Origin of the sequence: Mycobacterium sp. 852002-40037_SCH5390672 (assembly GCF_001665875.1) — a bacterium.
Taxonomy (GTDB): Bacteria; Actinomycetota; Actinomycetes; order Mycobacteriales; family Mycobacteriaceae; genus Mycobacterium.
Genome location: NZ_LZTA01000014.1, coordinates 163,962 through 186,484, shown reverse-complemented (window position 1 = coordinate 186,484; position 22,523 = coordinate 163,962). Strand labels below are relative to the sequence as shown.

Annotated in this window: 22 protein-coding genes, 1 tRNA gene and 1 pseudogene; 13 read left to right on the top strand and 11 right to left on the bottom strand. The window is 67.8% G+C overall.

Annotated features, from left to right (window positions below; translation table 11 throughout):
* Nucleotides 1-326 (top strand): FAD-dependent oxidoreductase (locus A5782_RS03955; RefSeq protein ID WP_197694092.1); only part of this gene is annotated, 326 nt, incomplete at its 5' end.
* A gap of 147 nt (nucleotides 327-473) precedes the next feature.
* Here A5782_RS03955 and A5782_RS03950 read toward each other — a convergent pair.
* Complete coding sequence (locus A5782_RS03950; protein WP_067095423.1) at nucleotides 474-950, bottom strand: hypothetical protein; 477 nt, start codon at nucleotides 948-950, stop codon at nucleotides 474-476.
* A gap of 141 nt (nucleotides 951-1,091) precedes the next feature.
* On the opposite strand from A5782_RS03950, the pseudogene A5782_RS27175 reads away from it, so the two are divergent.
* Nucleotides 1,092-1,301 (top strand): annotated as a pseudogene (locus A5782_RS27175) (integrase); the annotation flags it as partial.
* A gap of 163 nt (nucleotides 1,302-1,464) precedes the next feature.
* Here the strand turns inward: A5782_RS27175 and A5782_RS03940 are convergent.
* The 5 genes from A5782_RS03940 to A5782_RS03920 form a co-directional block, all read right to left on the bottom strand.
* Nucleotides 1,465-1,537: transfer RNA gene (locus A5782_RS03940), tRNA-Ala, on the bottom strand.
* Nucleotides 1,538-1,587: 50 nt separating this feature from the next.
* Entirely contained in the window at nucleotides 1,588-2,649 is a 1,062-nt protein-coding gene (glpR, locus tag A5782_RS03935; protein WP_067095473.1) for a gephyrin-like molybdotransferase receptor GlpR, read from the bottom strand.
* Between the two features lie 225 nt (nucleotides 2,650-2,874).
* Complete coding sequence (locus tag A5782_RS03930; protein WP_197694091.1) at nucleotides 2,875-3,528, bottom strand: GNAT family N-acetyltransferase; 654 nt, start codon at nucleotides 3,526-3,528, stop codon at nucleotides 2,875-2,877.
* A gap of 20 nt (nucleotides 3,529-3,548) precedes the next feature.
* Complete coding sequence (glp, locus tag A5782_RS03925) at nucleotides 3,549-4,838, bottom strand: gephyrin-like molybdotransferase Glp (RefSeq protein WP_067095414.1); 1,290 nt, start codon at nucleotides 4,836-4,838, stop codon at nucleotides 3,549-3,551.
* Between the two features lie 136 nt (nucleotides 4,839-4,974).
* Nucleotides 4,975-5,886, bottom strand: a complete 912-nt coding sequence (locus tag A5782_RS03920; protein WP_067095411.1) for a UTP--glucose-1-phosphate uridylyltransferase — start codon at nucleotides 5,884-5,886, stop codon at nucleotides 4,975-4,977.
* A 76-nt stretch (nucleotides 5,887-5,962) separates the two neighbouring features.
* Between A5782_RS03920 and A5782_RS03915 the strand changes: the two genes are divergently transcribed.
* The 4 genes from A5782_RS03915 to mscL all read left to right on the top strand — a co-directional run bounded on the left by A5782_RS03915 (nucleotide 5,963) and on the right by mscL (nucleotide 8,292).
* Nucleotides 5,963-6,562, top strand: coding sequence for a 5-formyltetrahydrofolate cyclo-ligase (locus tag A5782_RS03915; RefSeq protein ID WP_067095406.1), 600 nt, complete (start codon nucleotides 5,963-5,965; stop codon nucleotides 6,560-6,562).
* An 88-nt stretch (nucleotides 6,563-6,650) separates the two neighbouring features.
* Nucleotides 6,651-7,001 carry an FmdB family zinc ribbon protein gene (locus tag A5782_RS25135; RefSeq protein WP_082942768.1) on the top strand — a complete coding sequence of 117 codons (351 nt, stop codon included), beginning with the start codon at nucleotides 6,651-6,653 and terminating at the stop codon, nucleotides 6,999-7,001.
* A 63-nt stretch (nucleotides 7,002-7,064) separates the two neighbouring features.
* Nucleotides 7,065-7,745: an SAF domain-containing protein gene (locus A5782_RS03910; protein WP_067095403.1), complete on the top strand. Its 681-nt coding sequence runs from the start codon at nucleotides 7,065-7,067 to the stop codon at nucleotides 7,743-7,745.
* 67 nt (nucleotides 7,746-7,812) lie between these two features.
* Nucleotides 7,813-8,292, top strand: coding sequence for a large-conductance mechanosensitive channel protein MscL (gene mscL, locus A5782_RS03905; protein ID WP_067095400.1), 480 nt, complete (start codon nucleotides 7,813-7,815; stop codon nucleotides 8,290-8,292).
* Here the strand turns inward: mscL and A5782_RS03900 are convergent.
* From A5782_RS03900 to rpmF, 5 genes are all read right to left on the bottom strand, one after another.
* On the bottom strand, nucleotides 8,289-8,786 hold the full coding sequence (locus tag A5782_RS03900; protein ID WP_064879150.1) for a molybdenum cofactor biosynthesis protein B: 498 nt from the start codon (nucleotides 8,784-8,786) through the stop codon (nucleotides 8,289-8,291). The genes mscL and A5782_RS03900 overlap by 4 nt on opposite strands.
* Before the next feature lie 59 nt (nucleotides 8,787-8,845).
* Nucleotides 8,846-10,381, bottom strand: coding sequence for a S1C family serine protease (locus A5782_RS03895; RefSeq protein ID WP_067095397.1), 1,536 nt, complete (start codon nucleotides 10,379-10,381; stop codon nucleotides 8,846-8,848).
* A 72-nt stretch (nucleotides 10,382-10,453) separates the two neighbouring features.
* Nucleotides 10,454-12,022 carry a HAMP domain-containing sensor histidine kinase gene (locus tag A5782_RS03890; RefSeq protein WP_067095394.1) on the bottom strand — a complete coding sequence of 523 codons (1,569 nt, stop codon included), beginning with the start codon at nucleotides 12,020-12,022 and terminating at the stop codon, nucleotides 10,454-10,456.
* Between the two features lie 16 nt (nucleotides 12,023-12,038).
* The gene (gene mprA, locus A5782_RS03885) at nucleotides 12,039-12,725 is read right to left on the bottom strand and encodes a two-component system response regulator MprA (RefSeq protein ID WP_067095391.1); all 687 of its coding nucleotides are present in this window, start codon (nucleotides 12,723-12,725) and stop codon (nucleotides 12,039-12,041) included.
* 80 nt (nucleotides 12,726-12,805) lie between these two features.
* Complete coding sequence (gene rpmF / locus A5782_RS03880) at nucleotides 12,806-12,979, bottom strand: 50S ribosomal protein L32 (protein ID WP_003872812.1); 174 nt, start codon at nucleotides 12,977-12,979, stop codon at nucleotides 12,806-12,808.
* Nucleotides 12,980-13,249: 270 nt separating this feature from the next.
* On the opposite strand from rpmF, the gene A5782_RS03875 reads away from it, so the two are divergent.
* The 7 genes from A5782_RS03875 to A5782_RS03845 all read left to right on the top strand — a co-directional run bounded on the left by A5782_RS03875 (nucleotide 13,250) and on the right by A5782_RS03845 (nucleotide 22,517).
* Entirely contained in the window at nucleotides 13,250-15,001 is a 1,752-nt protein-coding gene (locus tag A5782_RS03875) for an acyclic terpene utilization AtuA family protein (protein WP_067095388.1), read from the top strand.
* On the top strand, nucleotides 14,998-16,146 hold the full coding sequence (locus A5782_RS03870; RefSeq protein ID WP_067095385.1) for an acyl-CoA dehydrogenase family protein: 1,149 nt from the start codon (nucleotides 14,998-15,000) through the stop codon (nucleotides 16,144-16,146). Before A5782_RS03875 ends, A5782_RS03870 begins: the two co-directional genes overlap by 4 nt.
* 55 nt (nucleotides 16,147-16,201) lie before the next feature.
* Nucleotides 16,202-17,791, top strand: coding sequence for an acyl-CoA carboxylase subunit beta (locus A5782_RS03865; RefSeq protein ID WP_156623783.1), 1,590 nt, complete (start codon nucleotides 16,202-16,204; stop codon nucleotides 17,789-17,791).
* A 5-nt stretch (nucleotides 17,792-17,796) separates the two neighbouring features.
* A complete protein-coding gene (locus A5782_RS03860; RefSeq protein ID WP_067095379.1) occupies nucleotides 17,797-19,785 on the top strand; it encodes a biotin carboxylase N-terminal domain-containing protein in 1,989 nt (662 codons plus the stop codon).
* A complete protein-coding gene (locus A5782_RS03855; protein WP_067095374.1) occupies nucleotides 19,782-20,948 on the top strand; it encodes an acyl-CoA dehydrogenase family protein in 1,167 nt (388 codons plus the stop codon). The genes A5782_RS03860 and A5782_RS03855 overlap by 4 nt, the downstream gene beginning before the upstream one ends.
* Nucleotides 20,948-21,781 (top strand): enoyl-CoA hydratase family protein, encoded by an 834-nt coding sequence (locus tag A5782_RS03850; protein WP_067095371.1) that lies wholly within the window; start codon nucleotides 20,948-20,950, stop codon nucleotides 21,779-21,781. Before A5782_RS03855 ends, A5782_RS03850 begins: the two co-directional genes overlap by 1 nt.
* A gap of 133 nt (nucleotides 21,782-21,914) precedes the next feature.
* Nucleotides 21,915-22,517, top strand: coding sequence for a DUF1707 domain-containing protein (locus A5782_RS03845; protein ID WP_067095369.1), 603 nt, complete (start codon nucleotides 21,915-21,917; stop codon nucleotides 22,515-22,517).
* The last annotated feature ends 6 nt before the right edge of the window (nucleotides 22,518-22,523 follow it).

Here is a 22,523-nt window from a genome sequence, read left to right as displayed (position 1 = left end):
CAATCGTGTTCACCGACGGAACTCGGCTGGCACGCAGCGGTCTGCTCGTCGCGACAACACTGCATCAGCGGTCGCAGCTGGTTGAACAGCTCGGGGTCGGATTGGGTGAGCCGACGCCGGCGGCGGCGAATCCCATCGCAGTCGATGCGCTCTGCCGGACAACGGTTCCCGGAGTCTTCGCGGCCGGCGACAACACCAGTGCGCAGATGCCGCAGGTGGCCTCGGCGATCGCGACAGGTTCGCTCGCGGCCGCGTCAGTTGTGCAGAGTTTGGCCGAGGACGTCGGCCCACCGATACCGGAATGGAGGGAACATGTCGACGCCTGACGCCAAGGGGCACTGGGAGAGCACTACGTCTAGCGGAACGCCAACTATTCCGCGAGTGGCTCCAGAGCCAAGGTCAACCGTCTGGCGACGACATGCCGCCGTTTTAACTTGGGCTGGGCAACAAAGTCGGTGTTCGGCGGATAGCCATCAATAGAACCAGCCGGCGCCGGCGGTGTCGTCGCTGGTGTCCGCGCTGTGCCCCAACTCGGACAGGGGCACTGCCGTCTCGTCGGGGACACCGGCGAGCACGTCGGCCATCGCCGGGTCGGCCTCGATGAGGGAGACCCAATGCTTGCGGCGCGCCGAGGTGATCTTGCCCCTGTTCACCGCATTATCCACCGCAGCCTCGACCTGCGCCTTAGCGGCTGCGGCAGCAATGCGCCGGCCCTCCTGCGCGTCTCGCCGCAAGGCTGCCAGCGTGTCGGCGTCCAGCAATTCCAGGCCGTGCTTCTTGGCGGCAGCGGCGACCTGGGAGGGCGAGGCGTCGTCGGTCACGGGCAGCAGCGGGTCGCGCGTGACGTCCTTCACGGTGTCTATGACCAGGCTAAGGTTGTCGGTGTCCTCTGGCAGGCCGAGGAGGGCGAGCACGATCGCCGCCTGCGCGTCGTCAAAAGTGAGAGCCATTGTGTGTCAGCACCTTTCGTTATGACAGGCCGGTGATCTTCTTCGCTGCGAACGGCCGGTCCACGGCGAACGCGGGCACCACGAACGCCTGGACCCACCAAGAGCGGGTGCCGGGGTCGCGCCACCGACCAGCGCGGCGGCGTGCTACGGAACTCCAACTACCGGGCCCGGGTGTTTGAGCCGGCGGTGCGCGCGGTGCAGGCGGCCGCCGCGGCGCAGCGGGCGCGCGAGGTGGCGACTGGCGGCGAGGCGAGCACACCGGAGTTCCCGACGATCACCCCGCACGATTTGCGGCACACTGCGGCAAGTTTGGCGGTCAGTGCCGGCGCCAACGTGAAGGCCGTGCAGCGCATGTTGGGGCACGCGAAGGCCAGCATGGCGCTCGACGTGTACGCCGACCTCTTCGACGAAGAACTCGACGCCGTGGCCGCAAATTTGGATGCGGCGATCGAATCTGCTGCGGCACGCGCCTGTGTCGTAATCCATTGGGGCAGTGAAACCCCTGGTAAATGGGTGGAGCTAAGGGGAATCGAACCCCTGACCTACTCGATGCGAACGAGTCGCGCTACCAACTGCGCCATAGCCCCTGATCGCTAGCAGGCTACCAGCCGCGGCACCAACCGCCGAACTGCGAGCACTATTCGCCGACGGCTCGCGGCAAGTCCCTGGGCCAACCGAAGGTCCGCATCGCCATCGCGTAGTCCAGGTGCTCGAAGACGGGGTCCTCGTCATCGATCTCCAGCACCACCGCGCCGGGACGCCGCAGCCGCGACGGGACCACGTCGTAGTGGCGGTCGTAGGCGTTCTCCACGCCAAGTCGGGCCCGCGCCATCCGCTTCATCCGGCGGTGGCGCACCTTCGCCTCGATGCGCGTCTGGCGCCGCAGGTAACCCAGGTACAGCAAAGTGATCGCGGTGGCGCTGCCACACACCCACCAGGCGCTCGGCGAGATCTTGAATGCCGCGGTGGCCGAGCCGACCAGGACGACCGCCATCACTACCAAGACCTTCTTGCGGAAGGCGTACTTGCGGGCGGTGACCGCTGCGGCGGTCTTGTTGTCGAACCGGCGCCGCCGCGAGGCGTTGCGCGGCATCGGCGCCGGCACCTCCTCGTCGGCCTCGTCGCCCTCGGCTGCGGGCTCCAACCCGGACGAATCCTCGACGTACTCGTAGCTGTCCTCGTCGGACTCGTCGCGTTTGGCGACGGCGTCGGTGTCGTGCTCGTCGTCTTCGATGGGCTCGATGTCGGCCGTCTCCGGCTCGGCCGCAGAACCGCTGGCGCCCACCGGAAGTACGTGGGAATCCTCGACGACATCGACGTCAAGGTAGTCCGGCTCGGTGGGTTCGGCGACGGCCATTCTCATCACGACCGGGCGCCGACGGCTCAACTCGTCGGTGTCGGCGTCGCCATCGGGCTCGTGGTCGCGGTCTTCATCCTCGGAGAGGTCGTGCTCGTCGTCGAGGTCGGCGTCGGCCGAGTCTTCCGGCGGCGTCCAGTTGGGATCGCTGCGATGCCCGGCGGCCGGACCGCTGCGCTTGATCAGCCGGGAGTTGCCCCCGCCGTTGAGCACCCGGGTCGCGAGGGCCACGTCGCTGGTGCGCCTCACCGCGTCGCGTTTGCTCACCAGCATCGGCACCAAGACGAACAGCCACAGCACCACGAGCGATATCCACAACAAAGACTGCGGGATGCTTGGCATGATGACCTGCTCTCTTCGGTGTCCATCCGACGCGAAGCCCAATGCTGGCCAACGCGGCCGGGTCGTACTGACCAGGACAATTACACACCTGTAATTTGTCTCTCACAAGCACCACGAGTCACTCGTGTCGCGCCAGTCCCAGATCGACAACAATTGGACTCCCCGCGTGAGCCTTCGGAGATCCCGGCGAGACGCGACGAAGCCCAGGCCGATAAAGAGACGCGGTCACACCCAGCTGGCGTTACCGGCGCGGACCAGCGACGATGCCGCCGATCCGCTCACCTCTTCGGCGGTGATGGCCATCAGCAGGTGGTCCCGCCACGCCCTGTCGACTTCCAGATAGCGCTGCAGTAAGCCCTCCTGGCGGAACCCCACCTTTGCCAGCACGGCCCGGCTCGCAGCGTTTTCCGGGCGCACGGTGGCCTCGACCCGATGCAACATCACCGGGCCGAAACAGTGATCCAGCCCCAGCGCCAACGCGGCGGTGGCCACGCCGCCGCCCGTCGCCGACCGCGGCACCCAATAGCCGATCCACGCCGACCGCAGCGCGCCGTGCGTGACATTGCCGATGGTCAGCTGGCCGCAGAACCGACCGTCGAGTTCGATGGCGTAGGGCAGCATGCGTCCCTGTCGCGCTTCGGCGCGCAGACCGGAACACAATGCCGGCCAGGCGGCCACCGCATGCCGGGCCGTCCAATCGCCCTCGGAGCTGGGCTCCCACGGCTCCAGATGCGCACGATCGGTCAGACGGATCCGGCTCCATTGCGCGCCATCGCGCAGCCGCACCGCCCGCAACCGGACAACGCCGGCCGGAACCCGTAGCGGCCCAACGCTCATGGGCCATCCTGGATGGCGGGAATTGGAACGCAACAGGTTCACCGTGTGCGCAGTCGTTTCGCTCAGCCGCGCTGGGCCAGGAAGGCGACGTCGACGATTTCGCCGGTGCGAATCTGCTCGGCGCCGCTGGGCACCACCACCAGACAGTTCGCTTCGGCGAGGGTGGCCAGCAGGTGCGACGACACGCCCGGGGCGCCGCCGAGCGCCTGCACCAGGTACTCCCCGCTCTCCTGGTCGCGCATCAGCTGGCCGCGCAGGAAGCCCTTCCGCCCGGCCACCGAGGTGATGGGCGCCAACGTGCGTGCCTGCACGACGCGGCGCATTGGCTGACGTTTGCCCAGCGACAACCGGATCAGCGGGCGGACCATCACCTCGAAAACCACCAGCGCGCTCACCGGATTGGCCGGCAACAGGAACGTGGGGACCCCCTCGCGGCCCAGCTGCCCGAAACCCTGGATGGATCCCGGATGCATGGCGACCCGCACCACTTCTATCTCCCCGAGCTCGGACAGCACCTGCCGCACCGCCTCGGCCGCGGCGCCACCGACCGCGCCGGCGATCACGATGACCTCGGCACGATTGATCTGTCCCTCGACGATCTCGCGCAGCTCGCGCGGGCCACCGCTGACGATCCCGATGCGGTTGACCTCCGCACCGGCATCGCGGGCCGCGGCCGCCAGCGCATAGGAGTTGACGTCATAGACCTGCCCGTTGCCCGGAGTGCGCGCGATGTCGACCAGTTCGCCACCCAGCGCCATGATCGTCACCCGCGGCCGCGGATGGACCAGCACCCGTTCCCGGCCGACCGCGGCCAGCAGTCCGACCTGCGCCGCCCCGATGACCGTCCCGGAACGCACCGCGACGTCACCGGGCTGGACGTCGTCCCCGGCACGACGCACGTAGGCGCCCGACGGCGCGCCGCGCAGAATCCGCACCCGCTGCGTGCCGCCGTCGGTCCACCGCAACGGCAGGACCGCATCGGCCAACGTGGGCAGGGGGGCTCCGGTCTGCACGCGCACGGCCTGGCGTGGCTGCAACCGGCTGGGGGTGCGCGAACCGGCCTCGACGGTGCCCATCACCGGCAGCACCAGGCCCTCGCGGCCGTCATTCTCACCCGAGTCGTCGAACGGCTCGGGAAGACTGTCGTTGCCCACCTCGCCGACACCCAGGACGTCGACACTGCGCACCGCGTAGCCGTCGATCGCGGCCTGGTCGAAGCCGGGCATCGGGCGTTCGGTCACCACTTCCTCGGCGCACATCAATCCCTGCGCCTCGGCGATCGCCACACGTATCGGCCGCGGGGCCACCGCGGCCGCCGTGATCCGGGCCTGCTGCTCTTCCACCGAACGCACAGCGCGCCTCTCTGCCCTCAAACCCGGCGGGCGCCGCCGTAGGCGACCCGCTCACTGCGCGGGCGGGGCATCCCCGCCCGGGACCGCTACGCGTTCCGCCGCCCCGCCGCCGTCCGCCAGCCGGATTACCGGTCGGCTACTGCTCGGCCAGGCCTAATCGCGTCACCAACCATTGCCGCAATTCCGGGCCGTAGTCGTCACGATCCAATGCAAAGTCAACCGCAGCCTTGAGGTAGCCGCCAGGATTTCCCAAGTCGTGTCGAGATCCGCGGTGCACGACCACGTGCACCGGGTGGCCCTCGGCGATCAGCAACGCGATGCCGTCGGTGAGCTGCACTTCGCCGCCGGCCCCACGCTCGATGCGGCGCAACGCGTCGAAGATGGCGCGGTCGAGCACGTACCGACCGGCCGCGGCGAACAGCGAGGGGGCGTCCTCGGCCTTCGGCTTTTCGATCATGCCGTTGACCTTCAGCACGTCGGGATTGTCGTCGTCGGGGATGGGCTCGACGTCGAAAACCCCGTAGGCGCTGACCTCTTCGGGCGTCACCTCGATGGCACACAACACCGTGCCTCCGTAGTGCGCCCGCACCTTCGACATCGTCCCCAGCACGCCGGTCGGCAGCACCAGGTCGTCGGGCAGCAACACCGCGATGGCGTCCTCGTCGTCGGCCAGCCGCGACTCCACGCACCCGATCGCGTGGCCCAGGCCCAGCGGCTCGCTCTGCACGACGGACTCGACCTTGATCAGCTGCGGCGCGCGCCGGACCTTGTCGAGCATCGCGGTCTTGCCGCGCTCCTCCAAAGTGCTTTCCAGCACCAGGTCTTCGACGAAGTGCGCGACGACGCCGTCCTTGCCCTCCGAGGTGATGATCATCAGGCGCTCGGCACCGGCCTCGGCCGCCTCGGCGGCCACCAGTTCTATGCCGGGCGTATCGACAACCGGCAGCAGCTCCTTGGGGACCGTTTTGGTCGCCGGCAAGAAGCGGGTACCGAGACCCGCGGCGGGCACGACCGCAGTGCGTGGCACCACCACGTTTGGGCAAGACATCGTTCACACGATAACCCGCATCCACTACGCCGAGTCGATGTGGCGCGGGGAAAGAGCTGGCTGTCATGGTTGACGCATGGCAACCACCAGCAAAGCCGCGTTACGCGAGCAGCTGCTTGCCGCGCGGCGTCGCGTTGCCGACGACGTTCGCGCCGCTGAGGCCGAGCGGGTGTGCGAGCAGCTCGAAGCCCTGGACGGCGTGGTGACCAGCGGCAGCACGGTGTGCGCCTACGTGCCGGTGGGCACCGAACCGGGGTCGATCGAGATGCTCGACATGTTGCTGCGGCGCGCCGGACGGGTGCTGCTGCCGGTTGCGCGCACCACCGCCGACAACACGCCGCTACCGCTGTCCTGGGGCGACTACCGGCCCGGCACGCTGACCACCGGGCGGTGGGGCTTGCTCGAACCGCCACAACCGTGGCTGCCGGCATCGGCTCTGGTCGAAGCTGCGGTGGTGCTGGTGCCGGCGCTGGCGGTGGACCGCCGCGGTGTGCGGCTGGGCCGGGGCCGGGGTTTTTACGATCGCTCGCTGGGCGGCCGCGACCAACACGCGCGGCTGATCGCGGTCGTCCGCGACGCGGAAGTGCTCGACGAGTTACCGGCCGATCCGCACGACGTTCCCATGACCCAGGCGCTCACGCCCCGGCAGGGATTGATCGATCTCGTTCCGCGCTGACCTGTCGGGAATGAGACATGTCACGTGGCGGTTCTAGCACTTGAGACGCTAGAGTGCTAGCCAGGTTTGCAATCATCCGGAGGTTTTCGTGCCGACTTACAGCTATCAGTGCACCGAGTGCGACGATCGCTTCGACATCGTGCAGGCCTTCACCGACGACGCGCTGACCACGTGCAAACGCTGCTCGGGGCGGCTGCGCAAGCGCTTCAACTCCGTCGGCGTGGTGTTCAAGGGCAGCGGCTTCTACCGCACCGACAGCCGCGAGTCCGCCAAGAAGTCGTCGAGTTCGAGCAACGGCTCCTCGTCGAGCGACTCGGGGTCGAGCGGTGCGAGCACCAGTGAAAAGTCCGGCTCGAGCTCCAGCGAGAAGTCCAGCTCCAGCTCGAGCGACAAGTCGAGCAGCACCTCCACCACATCCCCGGCCGCAGCGACCAGCTGAGGTTATCCACACCGGCCTTGCCGGTCGTCGGCCCGGGCACTGGGTTGCGCCTACCGTTACGGCGTGGGCGAATCATCGCTGAACCCAAGCCTATTGAGACGGCTCATGCTGTTGGTGCGCCCGGACTGGACTCGTACCGTGCTGGCACGCCGCGTCGCCGCGGGCGCGCTCGTCGTGCTCGCGCTGATCGCGACGCTGCGCTCCAATCCCGCCGGCGACTATGCGCAGGTCGTGGTGGCCGACCATGACCTGCGACCCGGTGCCGCGCTGACTTCCACCGACGTTCGACTCGAAAAGCGTTTGGCCACAACGGTTCCCGACGGAGCGCGAGCCGACCTGGATGCCGTGGTGGGTTCGACGCTGGCCGGACCGGCCCGCCGCGGCGAGGTGCTCACCGATGTCCGGTTACTGGGAAGCCGGCTGGCCGAGGCCGCAATCGGGTCGAAGGCGGGGCCCGGTGCCCGCATCGTGCCGCTGCATCTGGCGGACGGCGCCCTGATCGACCTCGTCCGGGTCGGTGACGTGGTCGACGTGCTGGCTGCGCCGTCCACCGGTTCCCCGGACAACTCCCACGCCGCCCCCAAAGTGGTGGCCACCGACGCCGTGGTGGTACTGGTCTCGGCCAAGGAAAAGATTCAAACGGCCGATAGCGACCGCGTAGTGTTGGTTGCGCTGCCGGCTCGAGTGGCGAACACGGTGGCAGGGTCGGCGCTGGGCCAGACCGTGACGCTCACCCTGCACTGAGTGCCTGGCCGTTGTTGGTCTGCTGGCCGACGGCAAACTCTGTCCAGTCGCAGAAAGGCCATCCCCAATGCTCAAAGGGTTCAAGGAGTTTCTCTCGCGGGGCAACATCGTCGACCTGTCTACCGCGGTGGTCATCGGTACCGCTTTCACCGCACTCGTCACGCAGTTCACCGACAGCATCATCAAGCCGCTGATCAACCGCGTCGGCGTCAACGGGAAGTCGAATCTCGGCGTCCTGCGGATCAGCATCGGCGGCGGTCAGACCATCGACCTCAACAACGTTCTATCGGCCGCCATCAACTTCGTGATCATCGCCGCGGTGGTCTACTTCCTGGTCGTGCTGCCGTACACCACACTGCTCAAACGCGGTCAGGTCGAACAGGCCGACGACGCGCAGGTCGTCCTGCTCAAGGAGATCCGCGACCTACTCGCGCAAACCAACGGCGATGCGCCGGGCAAGCACGGGAGTGTGACCACCACGCCCCCACCGGAGTACGGACCCCGCGCGGAACCCGAATCCCATAGCCCGCGCGACCGCGACTTCTAAATCTCCAGGCTCGACAACTGCCCGATGATCTGGGCCGCCAACGGATTCAGCGTCGCCATCCCATCGCGCACCGCGTAGCGGGAGCCGGCCAGGTTGACCACCAACGTGCTGCCGGACACCCCGGCCAGACCACGTGACAATCCCGCATCGATGATCCCGGCAGAGAGCCCCGATCCGCGGATGGCCTCGGCGATACCAAGGATTTCGCGATCCAGGATCTCGCGAGTGGCCTCCGGGGCGACATCGCGGGGGGTGACGCCCGTCCCGCCGACCGAGACAACCAGGTCCACCCCGCCGATCACCGCGGTGTTCAGCGCGTTGCGGATCTCGATCTCGTCAGCGGCGACCGCGACCACGCCGTCGACGACGAATCCCGCCTCGGTCAGCAGCTCGGTCACCAGCGGACCGTTATGGTCCTCATCCCCGTGAGCGGTGCGATCGTCGACCACCACAACCAGAGCCCGGCCAACTACCAATTCCGCACCCGTTTCCATGGGTGCAACCGTATATCCGAGCTCAGACAATCCAGTCGCCGAGGGTTCGTCCACTCTCACTACTGATCCGCCTTCCCGAGGGTGACCGGCACGGTGCGGCTGCCGCCACCAGCGGCATCCTGGAATGTCAGCGTTATTTTGTCGCCCGGCGCCCTGGATCGCACGGCCGCGACCAACGCGTCGGCGCTGTTGATCGGCCGGTCGTCGACCTTGGTGACCACGACATTCTTGGGCACGCCGGCGGATGCCGCCGCACCGCCCGCGACCACGTCGACGACCTTGGCGCCGGGGGTGCCTTTGTCGTTGGTCACCTGCACACCCAGCGAGGCGTGTGAGGCCTTGCCGGTAGCGATCAGCTCATCGGCGATGCGCTTGGCCTGATCGACCGGAATCGCGAAGCCCAGGCCGATCGATCCACTCTGCGCGTCCGGCGAGTCACCGCCGAGGGTGGCGATGGCCGAGTTGACGCCCACCAGCTGGCCGCTCATGTTGACCAACGCGCCACCGGAGTTACCGGGGTTGATGGCGGCGTCGGTCTGAATCGCGTCCAGCACGGTGTTCTGGTTGCCCGACTCACCGGTGGTGGACACCGGCCGGTTCAGCGCGCTGACGATGCCGGTGGTGACCGTGCCCGACAGGCCCAACGGCGACCCGATCGCCACCACCGGCTGGCCGACGCGAAGGTCCGATGAGGAGCCCAACGAGATCGGCGTGAGCCCGGACATGCCCTGCACGCGAATCACGGCGATATCGCTGGTGGGGTCGGCCCCGATCACCGTGAACGGTGCGGTGCGGCCGTCAGAGAAGGTCACCGTCGTCTTCGCCGTTGGTGCGCCGGCACCGGCGCCGCCCGGCCCGCCCGGCACGCTCGGCGGCACGGGAGCCCCGGGCGGAGCTGCGGGAGGAGCTCCGGGAGGGCCGCCGGGACCCTTGGGCGGTCCCGCCGCGGCGGCGATCACGTGGTTGTTGGTCAGGATGAGCCCGTCGGTGGACAGGACGATGCCGGAGCCCTCTTCGGACTGTCGGCCGATGTCGGTCTCGAGCATCACGACGCTGGGCACCACTTTGGAGGCGACTCCCTCGACGCTGCCCGGTGGCATGTTCGCGGCCGGGACGCTGGGCGCCGCCCCGATGGCCCGCCCGCTGCCGTTCCCCGTTGCGTGCGTGCCAAGCTCCACGGCCGTCGCCGCGGCGCCGCCGATACCGGCCGACACCACCGCGATGGCCAACGCACCGACGACCAATAGCCCTGTGCGAGAACGCTTTTGGGGTTCCCGCGGAACGGGCATTCCGGGCAGCATGCCCGGAATCGGGCCCGTGCCGGTGCCTGTCGGTATCGGGCCTCCGCCGGTTCCGCCGGGGAACCGCACCGGCCCGGTGTTGCCGAAGGGCTCATACGGCGAACGGAACTGTGTGGTCGGCGACGACGAGGGCTGCGACCGATAGCGCCAGTCGTACTGCTGGTGGTACGGCTGGTGTTGCCCCGGGGCATAGCCGGAGGACCCCGCATGGCTCGGGGCGGGCGCAGGCTGATTCGGCGCGGGGGGGTATCCCGGCTGCTGCGGCGGTGGCGAATACCTCGGGTCATTCGTCATGTCGCTAAGTCGCTCTTCCTCTATCTCAGTGTTTCGGCAAGTCGACGGCTGGGTTCAACAGTAGCCGCAGACCTACCTTGCCCGCGCGGACTGAGAGTCCACTGAGATAACGTTCGCCGATTCCCGAGAGTTCGCCTGATCGCCGGCCGCTGCGCTGGTGGAGTCCGTGGCGTCGCCTACCTGGCCGGTTTCCTGCTCCCGGGCGGCCGTGGAGTACGTCGAGGCGGGCAAGCGCCGGCCGGGCAGCAGCACATAGAAGGAAGTGCCCGGCGGCTGGCCTCCGGGAACGGTGTCCTCGACGCGCAGCAATCCGCCGTGGTTGAGCACGACCTTCTTGACGATCGCCAGCCCGAGTCCGGAGCCTGGCATGGCCCGTGCCGTCGTCGAGCGGTAGAACCGCTCGAACACCAGGCGACGCTCCTGCGGCGGAATGCCGGGGCCGTGGTCGGCGATCACCAACTCCGCGTGCGACGGGTCGAGCTGGCGCATCGTGACACCGACGTGACCACCGGGCGGGCTCCACTTCGCCGCATTGTCCAGCAGATTCAGGACCGCACGCGACAGCCCGGCGGCGTCGCCGTACATCTGCCACGGTGTCACGTCGACATCGAAGTGAATGTCGTTGCGCCGCCGCCTGACTCGCTCCAGGCTGCGATCGACGACATCGGACATGTCGACGGGCTCGTGCACCACCTGGCCGGCGTCGTCACGGGTAAGGTCCACCAAATCGCCTACCAGCGTTGACAATTCCTCAATCTGCGCGATTACATCGGTGCGCAGGTCAACCATCTCCTGCTCGGGTAGGCGTGGCGCTCCGGGTTCCATCGAAGCCATCAGCAGCTCGACGTTGGTCCGCAGCGAGGTCAGCGGGGTGCGCAATTCATGCCCGGCGTCGGTGACCAGCCGGGCCTGCCGCTCCCGAGACTCGGCGAGTGCCCGCAACATCAGGTTGAACGACTCGGTGAGCCTGGCCAATTCGTCGCTACCGAACACCGGGATGGGTCTGAGGTCATCGGTGCGCGCCACCCGCTCGGCCGCCTCGGTCAGACGGGCCACCGGGCGCAACCCGGCCCTGGTGACCATGCCGCCCGCCACCGCGGCGACCGCCACACCGACACCGCCGACGATCAGCAGCACCCAGCGCAGTCTGTTCATCACCGCTTCGGTTGGCTTGAGGCTCTTGGAGATCAACAGCGAGGTGCCGTTCTGCAGGTGCACGGCAAGGATGCGTTGATCACCGGCGGTGCGCCGCGACATGAACAAATCGCCGTGGATGACCGCTTTCTCCGGCGCACCGACCGGCAGGGTCTGACCCGGCTGCTGGGCGGTGTAGATCGAGTGGCCCGGGTTCACCAGCATCGCGTTGACGTCGGAATACGCGGTGCCTTCGATGGCTTTGCCCGGGTCAGCGGCCAGTGAACCGCTGGCGATCAACAGTTGCGCGCGGCTTTGCAGTTGGTTGTCGATGTCGCTGTACAGCGCGGCCGAAATCACGGCATAGACGGCGAAGGCCATCAGCACCACGACCATGGCGACCATCGACATCGCCAGCAGCATCACCCGCCACCGCAATGACAAGGAGGGTGCAGCGCGCAACGGCGGGCGCAGCGGTGGACGTTGAGGCCGGGGAAACCGGATCATCGACGGACCCGAATCATCACGGGGGCGTCTCCCGAAGGACGTAACCGACACCGCGCACCGTGTGGATCAGCCGTGACTCACCATCGGCTTCGGTTTTGCGCCGCAGATAGCCCACGTAGACCTCCAGCGCGTTGCCCGAGGTGGGAAAGTCGAATCCCCACACCTCTTCGAGGATCCGGCTGCGGGTGAGCACTCGGCGCGGATTGGCGATCAGCATCTCCAGCAACGCGAACTCGGTGCGGGTCAGGCTGATCCGGCGCTGCCCGCGGGTGACCTCGCGGGTCACCGGGTCCAGCGTCAGGTCGGAGAACGTCATGGCCACCGATTCGGCGTCGTCCTCCGGCTTGGTGCGCCGCAGCAGCGCGCGCATCCGGGCCAGCAGTTCTTCCAGGGCGAACGGCTTCGGCAGATAGTCATCGGCGCCGGCGTCCAGTCCGGCGACCCGCTCCGACACCGAATCGCGGGCGGTGAGCACCAGGATCGGTAGGTCGTCACCGGTGCTGCGGAGGTGACGGCACACCTCGAGCCCGTCCAGGCGCGGCATCATCACATCCAGGACGAGGGCGTCGGGGCGATCGCTGGCGATCAGTTCGAGAGCTTCGACCCCGTCATGGGCCAACTCAACGGAGTAACCGTTGAAGGACAACGACCTACGCAGCGACTCGCGCACCGCGCGATCGTCGTCGACGACCAGTATTCGCACGGCCCCTAGTTTCGTCCCACCGCCTGAGACTGACCTGAGAGGCGCGCCGGGGCGGGGGCTAGCGGGCCGCCGCCATCAAGCTAGCGGCGGTCGAGGTCGATCAGACCGAGGCGGGCCGCCTTGAGCAGCCGCCGCGGCACCTTGTGGCGCTGACCTGCGACCGTGACACCAACGAGCTCGGTCTTCTCGGCCTTCCACTGCGCGCGCCGGCTACGGGTGTTCGCGCGCGACATTCTGCGCTTGGGTACGGCCATGGTCGGGCCTAACTCCTCGATGTGGGAACTTGCTGGTTCGGCATGTCGCACGGCGTGGCCGGTGGGCCGAACGGGCGACGATCGCATATCAGGATAGTCGCTGGTCCGCTCGTCGCCAAAATGGACGCTTCCGTGCCGATCGCCTACGCGCTGGCACGGCCAAAACACCCCGCTGGGAGGTGGGATCCTTGACGTGACACCGGCGGTACCCGCTAACCTACCGGTTGGTTGGTTGGTCCGAACCGGTGAATCCCTGAATGGAGGACAGGCATGGCCTCTGCTTCCGGCGCTTCTGGTGCTTCGGGCAGTGCCGGCGCCGTCCGCATCGCGAACTGCTCGGGGTTCTACGGCGACCGGCTCTCCGCGATGCGAGAAATGCTCACCGGCGGCGGCCCGGATGGTTCCGTGGACTACCTCACCGGCGATTACCTGGCCGAACTCACCATGCTGATCCTGGGCCGCGACCGGATGAAGCATCCCGAGCGCGGGTACGCGAAGACCTTTCTGACGCAGCTCGAGGACTGCCTGGGCGAGGCCTGCGACCGCGGGATCCGCATCGTCGCCAACGCCGGCGGCCTCAACCCGGCCGGCCTGGCCGACGCCATTCGCGCGCTGGCCGAGCGTCTGGGCATCGACGCCCGAGTCGCCCATGTAGAGGGTGACGATCTGTTGTCGCGCTCCGCCGAACTCGGGCTGGGCACCCCGCTGACCGCGAACGCGTACCTGGGCGCCTGGGGCATCGTCGACTGCCTCGACGACGGCGCCGACGTCGTCGTCACCGGCCGCGTCACCGACGCCTCGGTAATCGTCGGGGCGGCGGCGGCGCACTTCGGGTGGGACCGCACCGACTACGACGAACTCGCCGGCGCGGTGGTGGCCGGCCACGTCATCGAATGCGGGGTCCAGGCCACCGGCGGCAACTACTCCTTCTTCACCGAAATTTCGGAGTCCCCCGGCCTCCTTCACGCCGGCTTCCCGCTGGCCGAGGTCAGCGCCGACGGATCCTCGGTGATCACCAAACATCCGGGCACCGGCGGTCTGGTCAGCGTCGACACCGTCACCGCGCAGCTGCTCTACGAGATCACCGGGGCGCGCTATGCCAACCCCGACGTCACCGCCCGCATGGACAGCGTCGTGCTGTCGTCCGATGGGCCCGACCGGGTGCGCATCAGCGGCGTGCGTGGTGAAGCCCCGCCACCCACCTACAAGGTGTCGATGAACAGCATCGGCGGATTCCGCAATTCGATGACCTTCGTGCTGACCGGCCTGGACATCGAGGCCAAGGCCGACCTGGTGCGCCGGCAACTCGATGCCGCGCTCACCGTCAAGCCCGCCGAACTGCAGTGGTCCCTGGCCCGCACCGACCACCCCGACGCCGACACGGAGGAAGCCGCCAGCGCCCTGCTGCACTGCGTCGTGCGCGACCCCGACCCCGCCAACGTCGGCCGCCAATTCTCTTCGGCCGCCGTCGAATTGGCGTTGGCCAGCTATCCGGGATTCCACGTCACCGCCCCACCGGGCGACGGCCAGGTCTACGGCGTGTTCACCCCGGGCTACGTCGCCGCCGGGCAGGTACCGCACATCGCGGTACACGCCGACGGCACCCGCATTGACATCCCCTGCGCCACAGATACTTTGGAGCTATCCTCTGCAGCCGCGCCACCGTTGCCGGAACCGCTGGCCGACGGGCCGACCCGGCGCGCGCCGCTGGGCCGTGTCGCCGGGGCTCGCAGCGGCGACAAGGGCGGCTCGGCCAACGTCGGGGTGTGGGTCCGCACCGACGAGCAATGGCGGTGGCTGGCCCACACATTGATCGTCGAGCTGCTCAAGGAACTGCTGCCCGAAGCGGCGGATTTCGGCGTCACCCGTCACCTGCTGCCGAATCTGCGGGCGGTCAACTTCGTCATCGACGGCATCCTCGGCCAGGGCGTCGCCTACCAGGCTCGATTCGATCCCCAGGCCAAGGGGCTGGGCGAATGGCTCCGCGGCCGCTACCTCGACATCCCGGAGAGTCTGTTGTGAATCTTTGGACCACGCCCGAACGCGAACAGTTGCGAAAAACGGTGCGCTCGTTCGCAGAACGCGAAATCCTGCCCCACGTCGAGGAGTGGGAGCGCTGCGGCGACCTGCCGCGCGACCTGCACCGCAGCGCCGGGGCGGCCGGACTGCTGGGCGCGGGCTTCCCCGAATCCGTCGGCGGCGGTGGCGGCGACGGCGCCGACGCGGTGATCATCTGCGAAGAGATGCATCAGGCCGGAGCGCCGGGTGGTGTGTTCGCGTCCTTGTTCACCTGCGGCATCGCGGTGCCGCACATGATCGCCTCGGGTGATCAGCGACTGATCGACACCTTCGTACGGCCCACCCTGGCCGGCGAAATGATCGGTTCGCTGGCCATCACAGAGCCGGGGGGCGGCTCCGACGTCGGGCATCTACGGACCTCGGCGGTCCTGGACGGCGACCACTACGTGGTGAACGGCGCCAAGACCTACATCACCTCCGGGGTCCGCGCCGACTATGTGGTGACCGCGGTGCGCACCGGAGGTCCTGGCGCGGGCGGGGTTTCACTGCTGGTGGTCGAGAAGGGCATGCCCGGCTTCGAGGTGACCCGCAAGCTGGACAAGATGGGCTGGCGGTCCTCGGACACCGCCGAACTGTCCTACACCGACGTCCGCGTCCCGGTCACCAACCTGGTCGGCACCGAGAACAGCGGGTTCGCCCAGATCGCACAGGCCTTCATCTCGGAGCGGATCGGCCTTGCCGCACAGGCCTATTCGAGCGCGCAGCGGTGCCTGGACCTGACGGTGCAGTGGTGTCGCGACCGCGAAACGTTCGGCCGCCCGCTGATATCGCGGCAGTCGGTGCAGAACACCCTCGCCGAGATGGCCCGCCGCATCGACGTCGCCCGGGTCTACTCGCGCACCGTGGTGGAGCGGCAGCTCGCCGGCGAGACGAATCTGATTCCGCAGGTGTGTTTCGCCAAGAACACCGCCGTCGAAGCCGGGGAATGGGTGGCCAATCAGGCCGTCCAGTTGTTCGGCGGGATGGGTTACATGGCCGAATCCGAGGTCGAACGCCAATACCGGGACATGAGGATCCTGGGCATCGGCGGAGGAACCACCGAAATCCTGACCGCACTGTCCGCCAAACTGCTGGGGTTCCAATCATGATTGCACCGCCTCCCTCTCATCGTGTCCCTCCGCATTGCCGGCGGCGGTCATGACCGTGCTGCAGTCCACCCTCGATCGCGGGGCAACCGTCTTCACCGACGCGGCGTCGGCGGCGATCGCGAAACTCGAGGAGATCGACACCGAGCTGGCCAATGCGCTGGCCGGCGGCGGGGCCAAATACGTTGAGCGCCATCATGACCGCGGCAAGCTGACGGCGCGCGAACGTATCGAATTGCTTGTCGACCAGGATTCACCGTTTCTGGAGCTGAGCCCGCTGGCGGCCTGGGGCAGCGCCTTCAAGGTGGGCGCCAGCACGGTCACCGGCATCGGCGTGGTCGAAGGCGTCGAATGCATGATCGTCGCCAACGATCCGACGGTCAAAGGCGGCACCAGCAACCCGTGGACCCTGAAGAAGATTTTGCGGGCCAACCAGATCGCCTTCGAGAACCGGCTCCCGGTGATCTCGCTGGTGGAATCCGGCGGGGCGGATCTGCCCACGCAGAAGGAGATCTTCATCCCTGGCGGGCGGATGTTCCGCGATTTGACCCGGCTCTCGGCGGCCGGGATCCCCACCATCGCATTGGTATTCGGCAACTCCACCGCGGGCGGTGCCTACGTCCCGGGCATGTCGGACCACGTGGTGATGATCAAGGAACGTTCCAAGGTCTTCCTCGCGGGTCCACCGCTGGTGAAAATGGCCACCGGCGAGGAATCCGATGACGAATCGCTCGGTGGCGCCGAAATGCATGCCCGTATCTCGGGTTTGGCCGACTACTTCGCCGTCGACGAACTCGACGCGATCCGGATCGGCCGTCGTATCGTCGCCCGGTTGAACTGGGTCAAGCAGGGACCGAGACCCAGACCGGTCATCGAGCCGTTGTTCGACACCGAGGAACTCATCGGCATCGTGCCCGCGGATCTGCGGATCCCGTTCGATCCCCGGGAAGTGATCGCCCGCATCGTCGACGGCTCCGAATTCGACGAATTCAAGCCCCTGTACGGGTCCTCCCTAATGACCGGATGGGCGCAGCTACATGGCTATCCGATCGGCATCCTGGCCAACGCGCGCGGCGTGCTGTTCAGCGAGGAGTCCCAGAAAGCCACCCAGTTCATCCAGCTGGCCAACCGCTCCAACACGCCATTGTTGTTCTTGCACAACACCACCGGCTACATGGTGGGCAAGGACTACGAAGAGGGCGGCATGATCAAGCACGGCTCGATGATGATCAACGCCGTGTCCAACTCGACGGTGCCGCACCTCTCGCTGCTGATCGGCGCCTCCTACGGCGCGGGCCACTACGGCATGTGCGGCCGCGCCTACGATCCGCGGTTCCTCTTCGCGTGGCCGACCTCCAAGTCCGCGGTGATGGGGGGCGCCCAGCTTTCGGGCGTGCTGTCGATCGTGGCCCGCGCGGCCGCCCAGGCGCGCGGCCAACAGGTCGACGAGGAGGCCGACGCGGCGATGCGCGCCGCGGTCGAGGGCCAGATCGAAGCCGAGTCGCTGCCGCTGGTGTTGTCAGGGATGCTCTACGACGACGGGGTGATCGACCCGCGGGACACCCGCACCGTATTGGGAATCTGTTTGTCCGCCATCGCCAATGGCCCGATCAAGGGGACGTCGAACTTCGGCGTCTTCCGAATGTGAGCCCCATGGTTACTCGAGTTCTGGTCGCCAACCGGGGTGAGATCGCCCGGCGAGTGTTCGCCACCTGCCGTCGCCTCGGCATGGGCACCGTCGCGGTCTACACCGATCCGGACGCCGGCGCGCCGCACGTCGCCGAGGCCGACGCCCGGGTGCGGCTGGACAAGACCAACGACTATCTCAACGCCGAGGCCGTCATCGCCGCGGCCCGCGCCGCGGGCGCGGACGCGATACACCCCGGTTACGGGTTCCTCTCGGAGAACGCAGACTTCGCGGCCGCCGTTTTAGGCGCCGGTCTGACATGGGTCGGGCCGCCGGTGGATGCGGTGCGCGCGATGGGCTCCAAGATCGAGTCCAAGAAGCTGATGGCCGCGGCCGGGGTACCCGTGCTCGACGAGCTCGACCCCGACACCGTCACCCAGGCACAGCTGCCGGTGCTGGTCAAGGCCTCCGCGGGCGGCGGTGGCCGCGGGATGCGGGTGGTGCGCGAATTGTTGGCGCTCGCCGAGGAAGTCGCCGCAGCGCGGCGGGAAGCGCAGTCCGCCTTCGGGGATCCGACCGTGTTCTGCGAGCGCTATCTGCCCACCGGACACCACATCGAGGTTCAGGTCATGGCCGACAGCCACGGCACGGTGTGGGCGGTGGGGGAACGGGAATGCTCGATCCAGCGCCGCCACCAGAAGATCATCGAGGAGGCCCCGTCGCCGTTGGTGCAGCGCATCCCGGGCATGCGCGCCAAGCTATTCGACGCGGCCCGGTTGGCCGCCGAAGCCATCGGTTACACCGGGGCGGGGACGGTGGAGTTCCTCGCCGACAACAACGGCGAGTTCTACTTCCTGGAGATGAACACCCGGCTGCAGGTCGAACACCCGGTGACCGAAGAGACCACCGGACTCGATCTCGTCGAACTGCAGCTCGCCATCGCCGACGGCGCCCGCCTGGACGCGCAACCTCCTGCCGCCCAGGGACATTCGATCGAAGCCCGGCTCTACGCCGAGGACCCCGCCAAGAACTGGCAGCCGCAGGCCGGCCTGGTGCGAGCATTCGGAGTGCCGTCGGTTCGGGCGGAGTTCAGCTCGCTGGGACAACGGACCGGGATCCGGCTGGATTCGGGCATCGTCGACGGGTTCACCGTTTCGATCCACTACGACCCGATGCTGGCCAAGGTTATCTCCTATGCCCCGACGCGCCGTCAGGCGGCCCTGGTTCTCGCCGGCGCGCTGGCCCGCGCCCGCCTGCACGGCGTGCGTACCAACCGCGATCTGCTGGTGAACGTGCTGCGGCATCCGGCCTTCCTCGACGGTGCCACCGACACGGCGTTTTTCGAGACCCACGACCTGGCGCTGCTGGCGGCCCCACTGGCCGACGCCGCGGCGGTCCGCCTGTCCGCCATCGCAGCCGCACTCGCCGACGCCGCGCACAACCGGGCTGTTGCCCCGGTGTCGGGTGCCGTTCCCAGCGGCTGGCGGAATCTGCCGTCGGGGTGCCAGGTCAAGGACTACCACGACGACGCAGGTGACGAGCACCGGGTTCAATACCGGTTCACCAGAACCGGTTTGATACTCCCCGACGACCCGTCTGTGCACCTGGTGTCGGCCACGGCGCACGATGTCGTGCTGCGGGCGGACGGTGTCGACCACGGCTTCTCGGTGCGGCGCTACCACGCGGGCGATTCCGACATCTATGTCGATTCCGCACGCGGACCGGTGCACCTGATTGCGCGGCCGCGTTTCCCCGAGCCCGGTTCGACCGTCGAAAAGGGCTCATTGGTGGCGCCGATGCCCGGCAGCGTCATCCGGCTCGGCGCCGCGATCGGCGACACCGTCACCGCCGGCCAGCCGCTGATCTGGCTGGAGGCCATGAAGATGGAGCACACCATCGCCGCCCCGGTCGACGGGGTACTGGCCGAACTCAATGTCAAGACCGGTCAGCAAGTCGAAGTTGGCGCTGTGCTGGCAAGAGTGGAAGCGCCACAATCAGAAGGAGATTCAGCATGACCGACACCAGCTTCATCGAGAGTGAGGAGCGTCAGGCCCTCCGCAAATCGGTGGCCGCGTGGGCGGCCAACTACGGCAGCGAGTATTACCTGCGCAAGGCCCGCGCTCACGAACACACCGACGAATTATGGTCAGAGGCAGGCAAACTCGGCTTCCTCGGCGTCAATCTGCCCGAGGAGTACGGCGGCGGCGGCGCCGGGATGTACGAGCTGTCGCTGGTCATGGAGGAGATGGCGGCCGCGGGTAGCGCGCTGCTGCTGATGGTGGTGTCGCCCGCCATCAACGGCACCATCATCAGCAAGTTCGGCACCGAGGAGCAGAAGAAGCGCTGGATCCCCGGTATCGCCGACGGGACGCTGACGATGGCGTTCGCCATCACCGAGCCGGATGCGGGCTCCAACTCGCACAAGATCACCACGACTGCCCGCCGCGACGGCAGCGACTGGATCCTCAAGGGCCAGAAGGTTTTCATCTCCGGCATCGATCAGGCGCAGGCGGTGCTGGTGGTCGCCCGTACTGAGGAGGCCAAGACCGGCAAGCTGCGGCCCGCGCTGTTCGTGGTGCCTACCGACGCGCCGGGCTTCAGCTACACCCCGATCGAAATGGAGTTGATCAGCCCTGAACGCCAGTTCCAGGTCTTCCTCGACGACGTGCGGCTGCCCAGCGACGCGCTCGTCGGCGCCGAAGATGCCGCCATCGCACAGCTTTTCGCCGGGCTCAACCCCGAACGCATCATGGGCGCGGCGAGTTCCGTCGGGATGGGGCGGTTCGCCCTCGACCGGGCCGCCGAGTATGTCAAGACCCGCCAGGTGTGGGGCACGCCGATCGGCGCGCACCAAGGCTTGTCACATCCGTTGGCGCAGTGCCACATCGAGGTCGAGCTGGCCAAGCTGATGCTGCAGAAGGCCGCGGCCCTCTACGACTCGGGCAACGACATGGGCGCGGCCGAAGCCGCGAACATGGCCAAATACGCTGCGGCCGAAGCGGCTACGCGGTCGGTGGATCAGGCGGTGCAGTCGATGGGCGGCAACGGGCTGACCAAGGAGTACGGCGTGGCGGCCATGCTGACCTCGGCCCGGCTGGGTCGCATCGCCCCGGTCAGCCGCGAGATGGTGCTGAACTTCGTCGCGCAGACCTCGCTGGGTCTGCCCCGAAGCTACTGATGGACGCGCTCGTCGAATACGCCGGGCCCGCGGACACGGGCGGGCCGTACGCGCGGCTGACGCTGAACTCACCGCACAACCGCAACGCGCTATCCACCACTCTGGTCAACCAATTGCACCAGGGCCTGCGCGACGCCTCGGCCGACCCCGCGGTACGGGTGGTGGTGCTGGGCCACACCGGCGGCACCTTCTGTGCCGGTGCGGATCTGAGCGAGGCCGGCGGGGGCGATCCTAGTGGCGATCGCCAGGGCGGCGCAGCCGGGCGAAGCGGGTCGCCACCGTCGGCATACGACATGGCCGTCGCGCGGGCGCGGGAGATGACCGCCTTGATGCGGGCCATCGTCGCCTCGCCACTGCCGGTGATCGCCGCCATCGATGGGCACGTCCGGGCGGGCGGATTCGGCCTGATGGGTGCGTGCGATATCGCGGTCGCCGGCCCGCGCAGCACCTTCGCGCTCACCGAGGCCCGGATCGGCGTCGCCCCGGCGATCATCTCGTTGACGCTGCTGCCGAAACTGTCGTCGCGGGCCGCGGCGCGCTACTACCTGACCGGCGAGACGTTCGGCGCCGGCCAGGCGGCGGAGATCGGACTGATCACCGTGGCCGCCGACGACGTCGACGCCGCGGTCGACAAACTGGTCTCCAATATCGGCCGTGGTTCGCCTCAGGGCCTCGCGGCTTCCAAGGCACTGACCACGGCGGCGGTGCTGCGGGGGTTCGACCGCGATGCCGAACGCCTCGCCGAGGAGTCGGCCCGGCTCTTCGTCTCCGACGAAGCCCGCGAGGGCATGCTGGCGTTTCTTCAGAAGCGCGCACCCCACTGGACGAGTTAGCCAGCCGAGAAGTTAGCCAGATGTCAAACAGTGGCTCTGGCCGAACGGCCGGCGGTGCGATGCGGGCCGGCGCAAGGTTGCAGTTTAGCCAATCCTCTTGCAGCAAAACCTGTACGTCGTAGGCTCGTGGGTGATGAGCAACTCAACGCAACGGGATGCGGAGGACACGCGCGGCGAGCCGTCGCGCGCGGCCGACACCGACCGCATCCAGATTGCGCAGTTGCTCGCCTATGCGGCCGAACAAGGCCGCCTGCAGCTGAATGACTACGAAGACCGTCTGACCAGGGCATACGCAGCGACGACCTATGAGGAACTGGATCGGCTGCGGGCCGATCTGCCGGGGACGCCGATCAGCCCGCGCCGCGGCGGCAAAACCAATCCGGCGCCGTCGACGCTGCTGCTGGCTTTGATGAGCGGGTTCGAGCGGCGCGGCCGATGGAACGTCCCCAAGAAGCTCACCACCTTCACCCTGTGGGGCAGCGGAGTGGTCGATCTGCGCTACGCAGACTTCACCTCAACCGAGGTCGACATCCATGCGATGTCGATTATGGGCGTGCAAAACATTTTGCTGCCGCCCGAGGTCAACGTCGAGGTGCACGGCCGCGGCGTGATGGGTAACTTCGACCGCGCCGTCCACGGGCAGGGCACCCCCGGAGCCCCGACCGTGCACATTCGCGGCTTCTCGCTGTGGGGCGGGGTCGGAATCATCCGCAAAGCCCGCCGACCACGCGGCTAGCGGAAG